Source organism: Nonomuraea sp. NPDC004580 (assembly GCF_040609855.1).
Lineage (GTDB): Bacteria > Actinomycetota > Actinomycetes > Streptosporangiales > Streptosporangiaceae > Nonomuraea > Nonomuraea salmonea.
Window position 1 is genome coordinate 22,653 of sequence record NZ_JBEXLH010000023.1, and the last position, 13,523, is coordinate 36,175.

At 73.0% G+C, this 13,523-nt stretch carries 14 protein-coding genes and 1 riboswitch; all 14 genes read left to right on the forward strand.

The features are described 5' to 3' along the window. The first annotated feature begins 4 nt into the window (after nucleotides 1-4). Entirely contained in the window at nucleotides 5-931 is a 927-nt protein-coding gene (gene fmt / locus ABZW11_RS23450; RefSeq protein WP_355420579.1) for a methionyl-tRNA formyltransferase, read from the forward strand. Nucleotides 932-1,089: 158 nt separating this feature from the next. Then, nucleotides 1,090-2,583, forward strand: a complete 1,494-nt coding sequence (locus ABZW11_RS23455; protein WP_355420581.1) for a transcription antitermination factor NusB — start codon at nucleotides 1,090-1,092, stop codon at nucleotides 2,581-2,583. A 238-nt stretch (nucleotides 2,584-2,821) separates the two neighbouring features. Then, complete coding sequence (locus ABZW11_RS23460) at nucleotides 2,822-3,847, forward strand: phosphatase PAP2 family protein (RefSeq protein WP_355420583.1); 1,026 nt, start codon at nucleotides 2,822-2,824, stop codon at nucleotides 3,845-3,847. Nucleotides 3,848-3,859: 12 nt separating this feature from the next. Continuing rightward, on the forward strand, nucleotides 3,860-4,522 hold the full coding sequence (gene rpe / locus ABZW11_RS23465) for a ribulose-phosphate 3-epimerase (RefSeq protein ID WP_355420586.1): 663 nt from the start codon (nucleotides 3,860-3,862) through the stop codon (nucleotides 4,520-4,522). A gap of 176 nt (nucleotides 4,523-4,698) precedes the next feature. Then, nucleotides 4,699-5,508 carry an oxygenase MpaB family protein gene (locus ABZW11_RS23470; protein WP_355420589.1) on the forward strand — a complete coding sequence of 270 codons (810 nt, stop codon included), beginning with the start codon at nucleotides 4,699-4,701 and terminating at the stop codon, nucleotides 5,506-5,508. A 76-nt stretch (nucleotides 5,509-5,584) separates the two neighbouring features. After that, nucleotides 5,585-5,715: riboswitch (FMN riboswitch) on the forward strand. Nucleotides 5,716-5,825: 110 nt separating this feature from the next. Continuing rightward, complete coding sequence (ribD, locus tag ABZW11_RS23475) at nucleotides 5,826-6,962, forward strand: bifunctional diaminohydroxyphosphoribosylaminopyrimidine deaminase/5-amino-6-(5-phosphoribosylamino)uracil reductase RibD (protein WP_355420591.1); 1,137 nt, start codon at nucleotides 5,826-5,828, stop codon at nucleotides 6,960-6,962. After that, complete coding sequence (locus tag ABZW11_RS23480; RefSeq protein WP_355420594.1) at nucleotides 6,963-7,553, forward strand: riboflavin synthase; 591 nt, start codon at nucleotides 6,963-6,965, stop codon at nucleotides 7,551-7,553. It abuts the gene before it with no gap. Beyond that, nucleotides 7,550-8,236, forward strand: a complete 687-nt coding sequence (gene pnuC, locus ABZW11_RS23485; protein ID WP_355420597.1) for a nicotinamide riboside transporter PnuC — start codon at nucleotides 7,550-7,552, stop codon at nucleotides 8,234-8,236. Before ABZW11_RS23480 ends, pnuC begins: the two co-directional genes overlap by 4 nt. Continuing rightward, nucleotides 8,233-9,450: a bifunctional 3,4-dihydroxy-2-butanone-4-phosphate synthase/GTP cyclohydrolase II gene (locus tag ABZW11_RS23490; protein ID WP_355420600.1), complete on the forward strand. Its 1,218-nt coding sequence runs from the start codon at nucleotides 8,233-8,235 to the stop codon at nucleotides 9,448-9,450. The genes pnuC and ABZW11_RS23490 overlap by 4 nt, the downstream gene beginning before the upstream one ends. Next, the gene (ribH, locus tag ABZW11_RS23495) at nucleotides 9,447-9,935 is read left to right on the forward strand and encodes a 6,7-dimethyl-8-ribityllumazine synthase (RefSeq protein ID WP_355420602.1); all 489 of its coding nucleotides are present in this window, start codon (nucleotides 9,447-9,449) and stop codon (nucleotides 9,933-9,935) included. Before ABZW11_RS23490 ends, ribH begins: the two co-directional genes overlap by 4 nt. 10 nt (nucleotides 9,936-9,945) lie before the next feature. After that, complete coding sequence (locus ABZW11_RS23500; RefSeq protein ID WP_355420605.1) at nucleotides 9,946-10,401, forward strand: PH domain-containing protein; 456 nt, start codon at nucleotides 9,946-9,948, stop codon at nucleotides 10,399-10,401. Nucleotides 10,402-10,449: 48 nt separating this feature from the next. Then, on the forward strand, nucleotides 10,450-11,355 hold the full coding sequence (locus ABZW11_RS23505) for a MoxR family ATPase (RefSeq protein ID WP_355420608.1): 906 nt from the start codon (nucleotides 10,450-10,452) through the stop codon (nucleotides 11,353-11,355). Next, a complete protein-coding gene (locus ABZW11_RS23510) occupies nucleotides 11,348-12,439 on the forward strand; it encodes a VWA domain-containing protein (RefSeq protein WP_355420611.1) in 1,092 nt (363 codons plus the stop codon). Before ABZW11_RS23505 ends, ABZW11_RS23510 begins: the two co-directional genes overlap by 8 nt. Further along, nucleotides 12,432-13,523 (forward strand): XdhC/CoxI family protein, encoded by a 1,092-nt coding sequence (locus ABZW11_RS23515; protein ID WP_355420614.1) that lies wholly within the window; start codon nucleotides 12,432-12,434, stop codon nucleotides 13,521-13,523. Before ABZW11_RS23510 ends, ABZW11_RS23515 begins: the two co-directional genes overlap by 8 nt.

The window sequence follows — 13,523 nt, forward strand, 5'->3', positions numbered from 1 at the left end:
CAGCATGCGTCTGGTCTTCGCGGGCACACCCGAGACGGCACTGCCGTCCCTGCGCACCCTGATCGACTCGCCACGGCACGACGTCGTCGCGGTCGTCACCCGTCCCGACGCGCAGTCGGGCCGGGGGCGCAAGGTCCACCCCTCCCCGGTCGCCGAGCTCGCGGAGGAGGCCGGCATCGAGGTGCTGCGCCCGCAGAAGGCCGGCGATCCGGCCTTCCTCGACCAGCTGCGCTCGTACGAGCCCGACTGCTGTCCCGTCGTCGCCTACGGCGCGCTGCTGCCGCAGAGCGCCCTCGACGTGCCCGAGCACGGCTGGGTCAACCTGCACTTCTCGATCCTGCCCGCCTGGCGCGGCGCGGCGCCCGTGCAGCACGCGATCCTGCACGGCGACGAGATCGGCGGGGCCAGCACCTTCCAGATCGTCAAGGAGCTCGACGCGGGGCCCGTCTACGGCGTCGTCACCGAGGAGATCCGCACCTCCGACACCAGCGGCGCGCTGCTGGAGCGGCTGTCGGTCTCCGGGGCGGGGCTGCTCGCCGCCACCCTCGACGGCATCGAGGACGGCACGCTCGAGCCGCGTCCCCAGCCCGCCGACGGCGTGACCATCGCTCCCAAGATCACCGTCTCCGACGCCCGCGTCGACTGGACGAAGCCCGCCATGCACGTCGACCGGCTGATCCGCGCCTGCACGCCCAACCCGGGCGCGTGGACCGAGTTCCGCGGCCAGCGGATCAAGCTCGGCCCCGTGCGCCCGGTGTCCGGCGAGAAGCTCGCCCCCGGTGAGCTGGCCGCCACCAAGGCGCGCGTGCTCGTCGGCACCGCCACCGGCGCGATTGAGCTGGGCGAGGTGCAGCCCCAGGGCAAGCGGCTGATGGGGGCGGGGGAGTGGGCCCGCGGGGTGCGCCTCGAAGGCAAGGAGACCTTTCAGTGACAGCGGCCTGGGCCGGCGGTTCCCGCGGCCCTTCGGCCGTCCGTGTGGGCGGCGGTCGGTTCGGTGCGCGGGCGGTGGCCGGGCGCGTTGTTTCCGACGGGGTTCTCGACAGGGTCCCTACGGGGTGCTGTGCCGGGCGTGAGTGAGGGTTCGTGGGCATGAAGACCAGGGGGCATCAGGGGTCCGGCGGCGGTAACCGGGCGCGCGGGCCGCGCCGGCCGACGCGTGATCCCGCCCGTAACGCCGCCTACGACGTCGTACGCGCGGTGGACGAACGCGACGCGTACGCCAACCTGCTGCTGCCACGCCTGCTCCGCGACCGGGGCATCAAGGGGCGCGACGCCGCACTCGCCACCGAGCTGGCCTACGGCACGCTGCGCGGGCTCGGCACCTACGACGCGATCATCGAGGTGTGCAGCGACCGGGCGCCCGACCCCGACGTACGCGACGCTCTGCGCATCGGCGCCCACCAGCTCCTGCGCATGCGCGTGCCGCCGCACGCCGCCGTCGGCACCACCGTCGATCTGGTACGCCTGCGCATCGGCGCCGGTGCGGCCAAGTTCGTCAACGCGGTGCTGCGCAAGATCGGGTCCAGGACGCTCGACGAATGGCTGCCCATCGTCGCGCCCGACCCGGCCGACGACCCGGTGGGTCATCTCGCCATCGCCTACGGCCATCCCCGGTGGATCGTCTCCGCCTTCCGCGACGCCCTCGGCGCGCCCGGCGAGATGCCCGACCTGCTCGACGCCGACAACGCCCGGCCCCTGGTGACCCTGGTCGCCCGGCCGGGGCGCTCGTCTGCCGAGGAGCTCGAAGGCGTGGGCGCCCTGCCGGGCCGCTACTCGCCGTACGCGGCCTACCTGCGCGAAGGCGACCCCGGCGGCATCGACGCGGTCGCCGAGACGCGCGCCGCCGTCCAGGACGAGGCCAGCCAGCTCGTCGCCCTGGCCCTGACCCGGGTGCCCGTCGAGGGCGACGGGGACGAGCTGTGGCTCGACATGTGCGCCGGCCCCGGAGGCAAGGCGGGGCTACTCGACGCCATCGCCACCCACGGCGACCTGGCCGGCCTCGCCGATGAAGCGCGCGCCCCGGGCGCGTCCTCGTCCGGAGAGTCGCTCGCCTCGTCACGGAGAGGGGTGGCCTTTCCCGGTGGGGCTCGGGTGCTGGCCGCCGACGTGCAGCAGCACCGGGCGCGGCTGGTCTGGGAGACCACCAAGGACGCCTCGGTGGTCACCGCCGACGGCACCGAGCCCGCGTGGCGGCCCGGCGTGTTCGACCGGGTGATGCTCGACGCGCCGTGCACGGGGCTCGGGGCCCTGCGGCGGCGTCCCGAGGCGCGGTGGCGGCGCGACCCCGCCGGCATCGCCGAGCTGGGCAGACTCCAGCGGCGCCTGCTCGGCACCGCGCTCGACGCCGTGCGTCCCGGTGGTGTGGTGGCGTACGTGACGTGCTCGCCGCACCTCGCCGAGACCCGGGTCGTGGTCGGCGACCTGCTGGCGCGCCGCGACGACGTCGAGCAACTCGACGCCCGCGACTACCTGCCCGAGGTCGAGGGTCTCGGCGACGGCCCGCACGCCCAGTTCTGGCCCCACAGGCACGGCACCGACGCCATGTTCCTGGCCCTCCTCCGCAAAAAGCCCCAGCCGTCCTGAGCGCCCGCCCGGGCGTGTGCGCTCGCCCGGGCCCGCGCGTCCGCTCGGCCTGGACGCCCGCCCGGGCGTGTGTGGTCGCCTGGGCCTGAACACCTGCTCGGGCCTGCGCGTTCGTCCGCGTGTGAACATCTGCGACGTGTCGCCGGGTGGCGGCGGGGCAGAGGCTAGGGCGGGCGAATCCGGGGAGTGTGGGGGAGTTGTGTGGCGGTGGGGGTGGAGGTGTGGTCCGATCGGCGGCGTGGACTTTCTGGACGATCTTCATAGGGCGGAGCTCGGGCCGATCGCCTGGCTTCAGGGCTGGCCGGATGTCGTCAGGCCGGTGATGGAGCTGGTGTCGGTGTTCGGCACCAACACGTTCTTTCTGCTCGTCCTGCCGGTTCTGTACTGGTGTGTCAATCCGGCGTTGGCGTTGCGGCTCGGGTTCACGGTGATGGTGGCCGCGGGGACCAACGCCATCGGCAAGCTGGCGTTGCATCAGCCGCGGCCTTACTGGATCGATCCCGGCATCCGGGCGTTCTCCGTCGAGGAGAGCTTCGGGTTGCCCTCTGGGCACGCGCAGGTCGGCACCGCGGGGATGGGGCGGCTGGCGGTGGCGGTCGGGCGGCCGTGGGCGTGGTGGGTCGCGGTGGTGATCATGTCGCTCGTGTGCTTGAGCCGGGTCTACCTGGGGGTCCACTTCATCTCCGACGTCGTGGTGGGGGTGGCGCTCGGGGTCGTGGTGCTGGTGGTCGTCTTGCGGGTGGAGCGGCCGGCGACGCTCTGGTGGCGGCGGCAGGCACTGTGGGTGCAGCTGTGCGCCTCCGTGGCGGCGTCGGGAGTGCTGCTGGGGGTGGCGGCGCTGGCCAGCGCGCCGTACGGGGACTGGGCCGTGCCCGCGGGCTGGAGCGCGGCCGGGATGGTCGATCCCGAGAGCCTGGACACCGTCGTCGTGATGTCAGGGGTGCTGCTCGGGACGCTGGCGGGGACGTCGGTGATGTACCGGATCGGGTGGTTCGATGCGGGCGGGCCGCTCGGGCTGCGGGCCGGCCGCTGGGTGCTGGGCACGGTGGTGTCGGTGGCCATCTGGTACGCCGAGCGCGAAGTGCTGCCCGAGAGCGGCGCGTCCACCTTCGTGGCGTTCGCGGTGCTCGCGCTGTGGGTGCAGCTCGGGGCGCCGGTGCTGTTCATCCGGCTGGGGCTGATGGAGCCGGCGGCCACCGCCGAGCCCGCGGTGAGCGCGGGGGCCCGGAGCGGCGGGGGCGGCGGGCACGGGCGGGGTCACTAGACTTGGGGCATCATGGCCGTACAGATCTCGCCCAGCATCCTCGCCGCGGACTTCGCCAGGCTCGCCGATGAGGCCGCCGCCGTCCCCAATGCCGACTGGCTGCACGTCGACGTGATGGACTACCACTTCGTGCCCAACCTGACCCTGGGGCTGCCGGTGGTCGAGGCGCTGCGCAAGGCGACCGACACGCCGCTCGACTGCCACCTCATGATCGCCGACCCCGACCGCTGGGCGCCGCAGTACGCCGAGGCAGGGGCGGGCAGCGTGACCATCCACGCCGAGGCGGCCAAGGCGCCCATCCGGACGTTCAGGGAGATCCGGTCCCTGGGGGCCCGTGCCGGGCTGGCGCTCAACCCGGCGACGCCCGTCGAGCCGTACGAAGACCTGCTCGCCGAGATCGACATGCTGCTGCTGATGACCGTCGAGCCGGGGTTCGGCGGGCAGAAGTTCCTCGACGTGGTGCTGCCGAAGGTGCGGCGGGCCCGTGAGCTGGTCACCCGGCACGGCGGCCGGGTCTGGCTGCAGGTCGACGGCGGCGTCGACGCCGACACCATCGGCCGGTGCGCCGAGGCGGGAGCCGACGTGTTCGTGGCGGGCAGCGCCGTCTACGGCGCCTCCGACCCGGTGGCCGCCATCGACGAGCTCCGCGCCGCCGCCGACCGCGCCACCTCCTGAGACGCCCCCCCGCGCCACGTCCCCGCGCCACGTTCCCGCGCCACGTCCCCGCGCCACGATCTCGCGCCACGATCTCGCGCCGCGTCCCCGTGCGGTGGCCGGAGTGTGGGGTCATGCCCATGGTTGTTCATCGTGAAGTGACATGAAATGTCTGTCACCTGGGTAATTCTTCACTTATGAGCGACTATGGGATCTTCGGGCCCCGCTCGGTGACGTGGCGGGTGATGGGGGAGCCCATCCTGCTCGTGGGCGGGATCCGGGCGCTGCTCATGCAGGGACTGCACCCCAGGGCGATGCGCGGGGTGCTGCAGAACTCCGCACTCATGGACCCGAACGAGGCCTGGTCCCGGTTCGTCCGGACGACCGAGTTCGTCCGCGTGCGTACGTACGGGACGCACGCGGAGGTCGAGCGGGCCGGCCGCCGGGTGCGGAAGATCCACGCCAGCCTGACCGCCCACGACCCGGACACCGGTGAGACCTACCGCCTCGACGAGCCCGACGCGCTGCGATGGGTGCACGTGGGCGAGGTCGACTCGTACCTGTCCGTGGCCCGCAGGGCGGGGGTGCGACTGTCGGACGAGGACGCGGACGCGTTCGTGGCGGAGTGGCGGCGCGCCGCCGAGGTCGTGGGGCTGGCCGCGGACGAGGTGCCGGGGTCGGTGGCGGAGCTGCGCGACTACATCGAGGCAGAGCGCCCGTATCTGCGGTTCGTGCCCGAGGCGTCCCATCCGCTGCGCATGTCGCTGAACGCCCCGCTCCCGCTGCTGCTCACGCCGCTCAAGCCGGCGCTGCCCGCGCTGACGCTGCTGTCGTTCGCCACCCTGCCGCGCTGGGCCAGGCGCCTGTACGGGCTGCCCGCCACGCCGGTCGGCGACCTGTGGGCGACGGCGACGCTGCGCACCCTGCACACCGGGCTCGGCCTGGTCCCCGGGCACGTCCTGCACAGCCCGGCGGCGCGCAGGGCCCGCCGCCTGATGGCCGCTTGAACGAGCGCTTGCTCAAAAGATGAGGGGCGGTCGCGTGCTTTGTGAAGGACGTGGCAGACTGGTAGCGAAAGAGAGCTAGCGTGCTCCGGGGTCGGTGAAAGTCCGAACCGGCGGTGACAGTCCGCGACCCGGCCGATGCCATCGGCCGGTTGACCCGGTGAAATTCCGGGACCGACGGTTAAAGTCCGGATGGGAGGAAGCGCGCGAGGTGTCCGGTGTCCCAGCCGGGCGCCTGCCGTGACGCATGGCATGCGTCTCGGCGAAAGATCCCCCGGGGCCCGCCGTGGCTTGGAGCTACTGGCGAGTAGGAGACCCGGGTGGAGATACCCGAGCAGGACGCCGCGCACATGGCGCGCGCCGTCGAACTGGCCGGTCGTGGACACGGCAGCACCACCCCCAACCCCGTCGTCGGCTGCGTCGTGCTCGACGCCGCAGCGCAGGTCGCCGGCGAGGGCTTCCACGCGTACGCGGGCGGCCCGCACGCCGAGGTCGTCGCCCTGGCGCAGGCGGGAGAGCGAGCGCGGGGCGGCACCGCGTACGTGACACTGGAGCCCTGCGACCACACCGGCCGCACCGGGCCGTGCAGCCTGGCGCTGCTGGAGGCGGGCGTGGCCCGCGTCGTGATCGCGGTCCCCGACCCCAACCCCAAGGCCGCGGGCGGCGCCGCGCGGCTGCGTGCCCACGGCGTGGCCGTCACCTCAGGGGTGCTGGCCGAGGCCGCCGAGCGGGTCAACGAGGAGTGGCTGACCTTCGTACGGCTCGGGCGTTCCCACGTCACGTGGAAGTTCGCCGCCACGCTGGACGGCAGGTCGGCCGCCGAGGACGGCACCAGCCAGTGGATCACCTCGCCCGAGGCGCGGGCCGACGTGCACCGCCTGCGGGCCGCCTCCGACGCGATCATGGCCGGCATCGGCACGGTGCTGGCCGACGACCCCCAGCTGACGGCCCGCCCGGCCGGTGCGTCAGGTCCCAGCGGTGCGGCCGGCCCGAGCGGTGTCCGGAAGGAGCCGCTTCGGGTGGTCGTGGATCCGGACGCGCGGACGCCCGCGTCGGCGCGGGTCCTCGATGACCGGGCGCCCACGCTGATCGCCGTGGCCGACGACGTGGACACCGGCCTCAAGGCCGACCTGCTGCGCCTGCCCCGCCATGACGCGGGGCTCGACCTGCGGGCCCTGCTCAAGGAACTGGCCGCGCGGCAGGTGGTGAGCGTGTTCCTGGAGGGCGGCCCCGCGCTGGCCGGGTCGTTCGTCCGCGAGGGGCTGGTGGATCGCGTGGTGGCGTACGTGGCGCCCGCGCTGCTCGGCTCGGGAAGGGCCGCGCTGGGCACGGCCGGGGTGGGCACGATCGGCGAGCTCCACCGCCTGGCCTTTGACGACATTTCCGTAATCGGGCCGGATGTGCGGCTGATCGCCAGGCCCGTCCCCACCCACCGGCAACCAGGCGAGGAGCGCTAGATGTTCACCGGAATCATTGAGGAAAAGGGCGAAGTGACGGCCATCGACCAGGCGGGCGGCGGCGCGCTGCTGTCGGTGCGCGGCCCGCTGGTCACCTCCGACGCGGGGCACGGCGACTCCATCGCGGTCAACGGCGTGTGCCTGACCGTGGTCGAGGTCAAGGACGACGTGTTCACCGTGGACGTGATCAGGGAGTCGCTCGACCGCAGCTCCCTGGGCGGCCTGGAAGCGGGCTCGGCGGTGAACCTCGAACGCGCCGTACGCGCCGACCAGCGCCTCGGCGGCCACATCGTGCAGGGCCACGTGGACGGCACGGCCGTGCTGCTGTCCCGCGAGCCCGGCGAGAGCTGGGACGACCTGCGCTTCACGCTGCCGCCCGCGCTCAGCCCGTACGTCGCGGAGAAGGGCTCGATCGCGATCGACGGAATCAGCCTGACGGTCACCACGGTTGACGACGAAAGCTTCGGCGTGAGCCTGATCCCGACCACGCTCAAGCTGACGACCATGGGCGAGCGCCAGGTGGGTGACGTGGTGAACATCGAGGTCGACGTGATCGCGAAGTATGTGGAGAGGCTGGTGGGCCGCAAGTGAGCTGGGCTGAGGCCGGATTCGAGATATTCGGCACGCATGTGTTGTGGACCGACCTGGTGGGCAACATCGCCGCCCTGGCCACGGTCGTGCTGGCGATGCGCAAGTCGATGTGGACGTGGCCGGTGCAGTTCGCCGGGGCGGTGCTGCTGCTGATCGCCTCGATCAGCGCGCACGTCACCGGCAACGCGCTGAAGCAGGTGCTGTTCGCCGGCCTGGCGATCTACGGGTGGTACGCCTGGCGGCGCGGCACCCAGGACGGCAGGCGGCTGGCGATCAGGCAGGGCGAACGGTGGGAGCGGCTGCTGCTGGTCGCCGTCGCGGTGGTGGGCACCATCGCGGTCGCGGTGGTGTTCTGGGTGACGGGCCTGTCGTGGGGCGCGCACGTGCCGCTGCCGGAGGGCGCGGTCCTGGTGGCCGCCGACGCCTACATCTTCGTCGGCAGCGCGCTCGCGACCTGGGCGCAGGGCCGGGCGCTGGTGGACTTCTGGATCGTGTGGCTGGCGGTCGACCTGGTCGGGGTGCCGCTGGCGTTCAGCTCGGGGCTGGTGGTCTCGGGCGCCGTCTACGGCGTGTTCTTCGTCCTGGTGGTGGTCGGGTTCGTCAAGTGGCTGCGGGAGTCTCGATCCGCGCCGCTCAGCGTGCCGGTGACCGGGGGAGCGGCCCCCGAGGGAGTGGCCCGATGAGCGACATCAAGCTCGACCCGATCGAGCGCGCGATCGACGACATCCGCAACGGCAAGCCGGTGGTCGTCGTGGACGACGAGAGCCGCGAGAACGAGGGCGACCTCATCTTCGCCGCCTCGAAGGCCACGCCCGAGCTGTGCACGTTCACGATCAGGCACACCAGCGGCATGATCTGCGTGGCCATGGAGGGCAAGGAGCTCGACAGGCTGGGCCTGCCGCTCATGGTCTTCCACAACAAGGAGCGCATGCGCACGGCGTACACGATCACCGTGGACGCCCGCGACGGCGTCACCACCGGCATCTCGGCGGCCGACCGGGCCAGGACCATCCGCACGCTCGCCGACTCGGCCACCGAGCCGAACGAGCTCGTGCGGCCCGGCCACGTCTTCCCGCTGCGCTACCACGAGGGCGGGGTGCTGGCCAGGCGCGGCCACACCGAGGCGGCGGTCGATCTCGCCAGGCTGGCCGGGCTGTCGCCGGCCGGGGCGCTGGCCGAGGTGGTCAACGACGACGGCACCATGGCCAGGCTGCCCGAGCTGCGCCGCTTCGCCGACGAGCACGACCTCGCGCTGGTCTCCATCGAGCAGCTCGTCGAGCACCGGCGGCGGGCCGAGAGCATGGTCACCAGGGTCGCCGAGACGCGGCTGCCCAACGCGTACGGGATGTGGCGGGCCTACGGCTACGCCAGCGCCCTCGATGGCGGCGAGCACGTCGCGCTCGTGTTCGGCGACCTGACCGGCGGTGAGAACATCCTGGTCAGAGCTCACTCCGAGTGCCTGACCGGCGACGTGTTCGGCTCGCTGCGCTGCGACTGCGGCGTGCAGCTCGACAACGCCATGGCGGCCATCGCGCGCGAGGGCCGCGGTGTGGTCGTCTACCTGCGCGGGCACGAAGGCAGAGGGATCGGGCTGCTGGCCAAGCTCAAGGCGTACAGCCTGCAGGACAACGGCAGCGACACCGTCGACGCCAACGTCGAGCTGGGGCTGCCGGTCGACGCGCGGGAGTTCTCCAACGCCGGCCAGATCCTGGCCGACCTCGGGGTCAAGTCGGTCCGGCTGCTCACCAACAACCCGGCCAAGCTCAAGGGCATGGACGGCTACGGCATCAAGGTCGTCGGCAGGGAGCCGATGCCGGTGGCGATGAACCCGTACAACGAGCGTTATCTCACGGCCAAGCGCGAACGGCTCGGCCACGACATCTCGGAGGCGTCATGAGCGGGGAAGGACGGCCGGTCGCGAGCGCGCCGGACGCGTCGGGGCTGACGGTGGGCGTGGTGGCGGCGAGCTGGCACGCCGCTATCACCGACCAGCTCGTGGCGCGGGCGCTGCGGGCGTGCGACGACAGCGGCGCCGGCGCGACCGTGGTGCGGGTGCCGGGGTCGCTGGAGATCCCGGTGGTCGCCCAGGCGCTGGCGCGGCAGTGCGACGCGGTGGTGGCCCTGGGCGCGGTCATCCGCGGGGAGACCGCCCATTTCGACTACGTCTGCGACTCGGTGACGTCCGGGCTGACGCGGATCTCGCTGGACGAGGGGACGCCGATCGGCAACGGCGTGCTCACCTGCGAGTCGATGGAACAGGCGATCGACCGCTCCGGCCTGCCCGGCAGCAAGGAGGACAAGGGGTACGAGTCAGCCGTCGCCGCCCTTGAGACCGCCCTGCTGCTGCGCCGGCTCCGCGTCACCGAGGCCGGGCTGCGATAGGTTTCCCTTCGTGCCAGAGCCCGTATGCCCTCCGCCCCTGCCCGTCACCTGGCGTCCGCGCCGGGCCCGCGTCGTCGCCTACGGCTTCGCCGCGCTGATCGTGGTGGGGGCGGTGGTGATGGCGGTGCTCATCGCGCCGCCGTTCCAGATCGCCGACCGGGTGGCGATCGTGGCGTTCGGGTGCGCGGTGGCGTACGTGCTGCACCTGCTCGGCCGGGTCAGGGTCGAGGCCGACGACGAGGGCGTCACGATCGTCAACGCCGTCCGCACCCACCGCTACACCTGGCCGGAGGTCCTGGAGGTGACGCTGCTGGTGGGCGACCCCTGGCCGCGCATCGACTTCTCCGACGGGCGCACGATCGGGGCGATGGGCATCCAGGGCTCCGAGAAGGCGCGCGCCCGCCAGGCCACCGCCGAGCTGGAGGCCCTGATCAGAGAGCGTGGCGAGGCGCGCGAGTCGCGATGATCCGCGTCGGCCATCGCCTGGAGCGCGGTGGCGACGTAGCCTGAAGGCGTGCTGCGGCGGACAATCAGGGCAACGGACATCGAGTCGCCCGACGAGCTGATCGAGCTCCTCGACCGGCACTCCTACCTGGCCGACGAAGGGCTGGCCACGGCCGCCTTCCTGGCCCTGCGCATGGGCCGGCCGCTCTTCCTCGAAGGCGAGGCGGGGGTCGGCAAGACCGAGCTGGCCAAGACGCTGGCCGCGCTGCTGGACGCGCCGCTCATCAGGCTGCAGTGCTACGAAGGGCTCGACGCCGCCCAGGCGCTGTACGACTGGGACTTCGCCCGCCAGCTCCTGCACCTCAAGGCCGCGGAGGCCGCCGGGGTCACCGACGTCGGCCGGCTGGAGGGCGAGATCTACGACCGGCGCTTCCTCATCGCCAGGCCGCTGCTGAAGGCCATCGAGACGCAGCCGAGCGTGCTGCTGGTGGACGAGATCGACCGGGCCGACGACGAGTTCGAGGCGTTCCTGCTCGAAGTGCTCTCCGACTTCACGATCTCGATCCCCGAGCTGGGCACGGTGAGGGCCGCGGCCCCGCCGGTGGTCGTGGTGACCTCCAACAGGACGCGCGAGGTGCACGACGCGCTCAAGCGGCGCTGCCTCTACCACTGGCTCGAACATCCCGGCTTCGAGCGCGAGGTCGCGATCCTGCGGCGCCGCCTGCCCGCCTGCACCGAGACGCTGGCCGCGCAGGTCGCACGGGCGGCCGGCCGGCTGCGGCAGGCGGACCTGGTCAAACCGCCGGGCGTGGCGGAGACGCTCGACTGGACCGAGGCGCTGCTGACGCTGGGCGCCAGGGAGCTCGACCCCGGCAGGGCCGCCGCCACGCTCGGCGCGGCGCTGAAATACCGGGAGGACGTCGCGGCGGTGCTGGGCAACGGGCTACTGGACAAGGTGCTGCCCGGCCATGAGTGAGCTGGTCGCCACCCTGACCGGGTTCGCCAGGACGCTGCGCGCCGCGGGCGTCGCGGCCGACCACGAACGCACCCAGAACCTGCTCGGAGCACTCGGCCACCTCGACCTGACCGATCCCGCCGCCGTCTACTGGGCCGGGCGGCTGACGCTGTGCGCGGGGCCCGACGACCTGCCCCGCTACGACCGCTGCTTCGCCGCGTACTTCGGGGGCCACAAGGCCGCGCTCACCCGTACGGCGACCGCGACCGTCACCCGCCACCTGGCCGCGCACGACGGCGACCAGGGCGGCGAGGACGGCGAGGACGGCGAGGACGACGGCACGCAGGCGCCCGCCGTCGCCAGCAGGGCCGAGGTGCTGCGGCACCGCGACGTGGCCCGGCTGAGCGAGGCCGAGCGGGCCGAGGTGCACCGCATGCTCGCCCTGCTGAGCCGCGGCCGGGCCAGGCGCCGCTCGCGCCGGTTCGAGCCCGCCCGCAGGGGCGGCCTCGACCAGCGCCGCACCGTCCGCGACGCGCTCAGGAAGGGCGACGTGGCCAGGCTCCGCCGCCGCAGGCACACCACCAGGCCGCGCCAGGTCGTGCTGTTCGTGGACGTCAGCGGCTCGATGGCCCCGTACGCCGAGACGCTGCTGCGCTTCGCCCACGCGCTGGTCAGGACCGAGCCGAGGGCCACCAGGGTCTTCTCGGTCGGCACCAGGCTCACCCCGATCACCGCCGAGCTGCGCCACCGTGACCCCGGGACGGCGCTCAACGAGGTGTCCAAGGTGATCCCCGACTGGAGCGGCGGTACCCGGCTCGGTGCGGAACTGAAGGAGTTCCTCGGCCGTTACAGCGCCAGGGGCGCGATCGCGGTGATCGCCTCCGACGGGTGGGAGCGTGGCGACCCCGCGTTGCTGGGCACCCAGATGGGCCGGCTCGCCCGGCAGGCGCACCGGGTGATCTGGGTCAACCCGCACAAGGGGTATGACGACTACCAGCCGCTCACGGGCGGCATGCGGGCCGCACTGCCCCACCTCGACGACCTGGTGGCCGGGCACAGCCTGGCCGCGTACGAGCGACTCAGCGAAAGGCTCGCCCATGCGTGACGTGCTGCCGGAGATCATGAAGTGGTGGCGGTCTGGGCACAAGTTCGGACTCGCCACCGTGGTGGGCACCTGGAGCAGCGCACCGCGGCAGCCCGGCGCCGCCATGGCGGTGCGCGGCGACGAGGTGGTCGGCAGCGTCTCGGGCGGCTGCGTGGAGGGCGCGGTCTTCGAGCTGGCGGCCGAGGCCGACGCGCCCCTGCTGCAGCGGTACGGCGTCAGCGACGACGACGCCTTCGCCGTCGGCCTCACCTGCGGCGGCATCATCGACATCCTCGTCGAGCCGGTCTCGATCGAGACCTTCCCCGAGCTGGGCGAGATCGCGGCGGCGGTGCAGGAGCACCGGCCGGTCGCCGTGGCCACCGTCGTCTCGGGGCCCGGCCAGGTCGGCGCCCGCCGGATCATCTGGCCCGACCACGCCACCGGCGGCCTCGGCCTGGAGCGCCTCGACGCGGCCGTGGACGACGACGCCCGCGGCATGCTCGCCCAGGGCCTGACCGGCCTGCGGCACTACGGCGGTCAGGGGGAGCGGCGGCTGGACGACCTCGCGGTGTTCGTGCAGTCGTTCGCGCCGCCGCCGCGGATGCTGGTGTTCGGGGCGATCGACTTCGCCGCCGCCGTCGCCAGGGTGGGCAAGTTCCTCGGCTACCACGTCACCGTGTGCGACGCGCGGCCGGTCTTCGCCACCGCCAAGCGCTTCCCCGACGCCGACGAGGTCGTGGTCAAGTGGCCGCACGACTACCTCGCCTCGGTGCAGGTGGACGAGCGTACGGTGATCTGCGTGCTGACCCACGACCCCAAGTTCGACGTGCCGCTGCTGGAGGTGGCGCTGCGCACGAACGCGGGCTACATCGGCGCCATGGGCTCGCGCCGCACCCACGACGACCGCATGGCGCGGCTGCGCGAGTCGGGGCTCACCGAGGACGAACTGGCCAGGCTGCGCTCGCCCATCGGGCTCGACCTCGGCGCCCGCACCCCCGAGGAGACCGCGGTGTCGATCGCCGCCGAGCTGATCCAGCTGCGCTGGGGCGGCTCTGGCCGGCCGCTGACCACCACGGAGGGCCGCATCCACCACGAGACGCCGTGA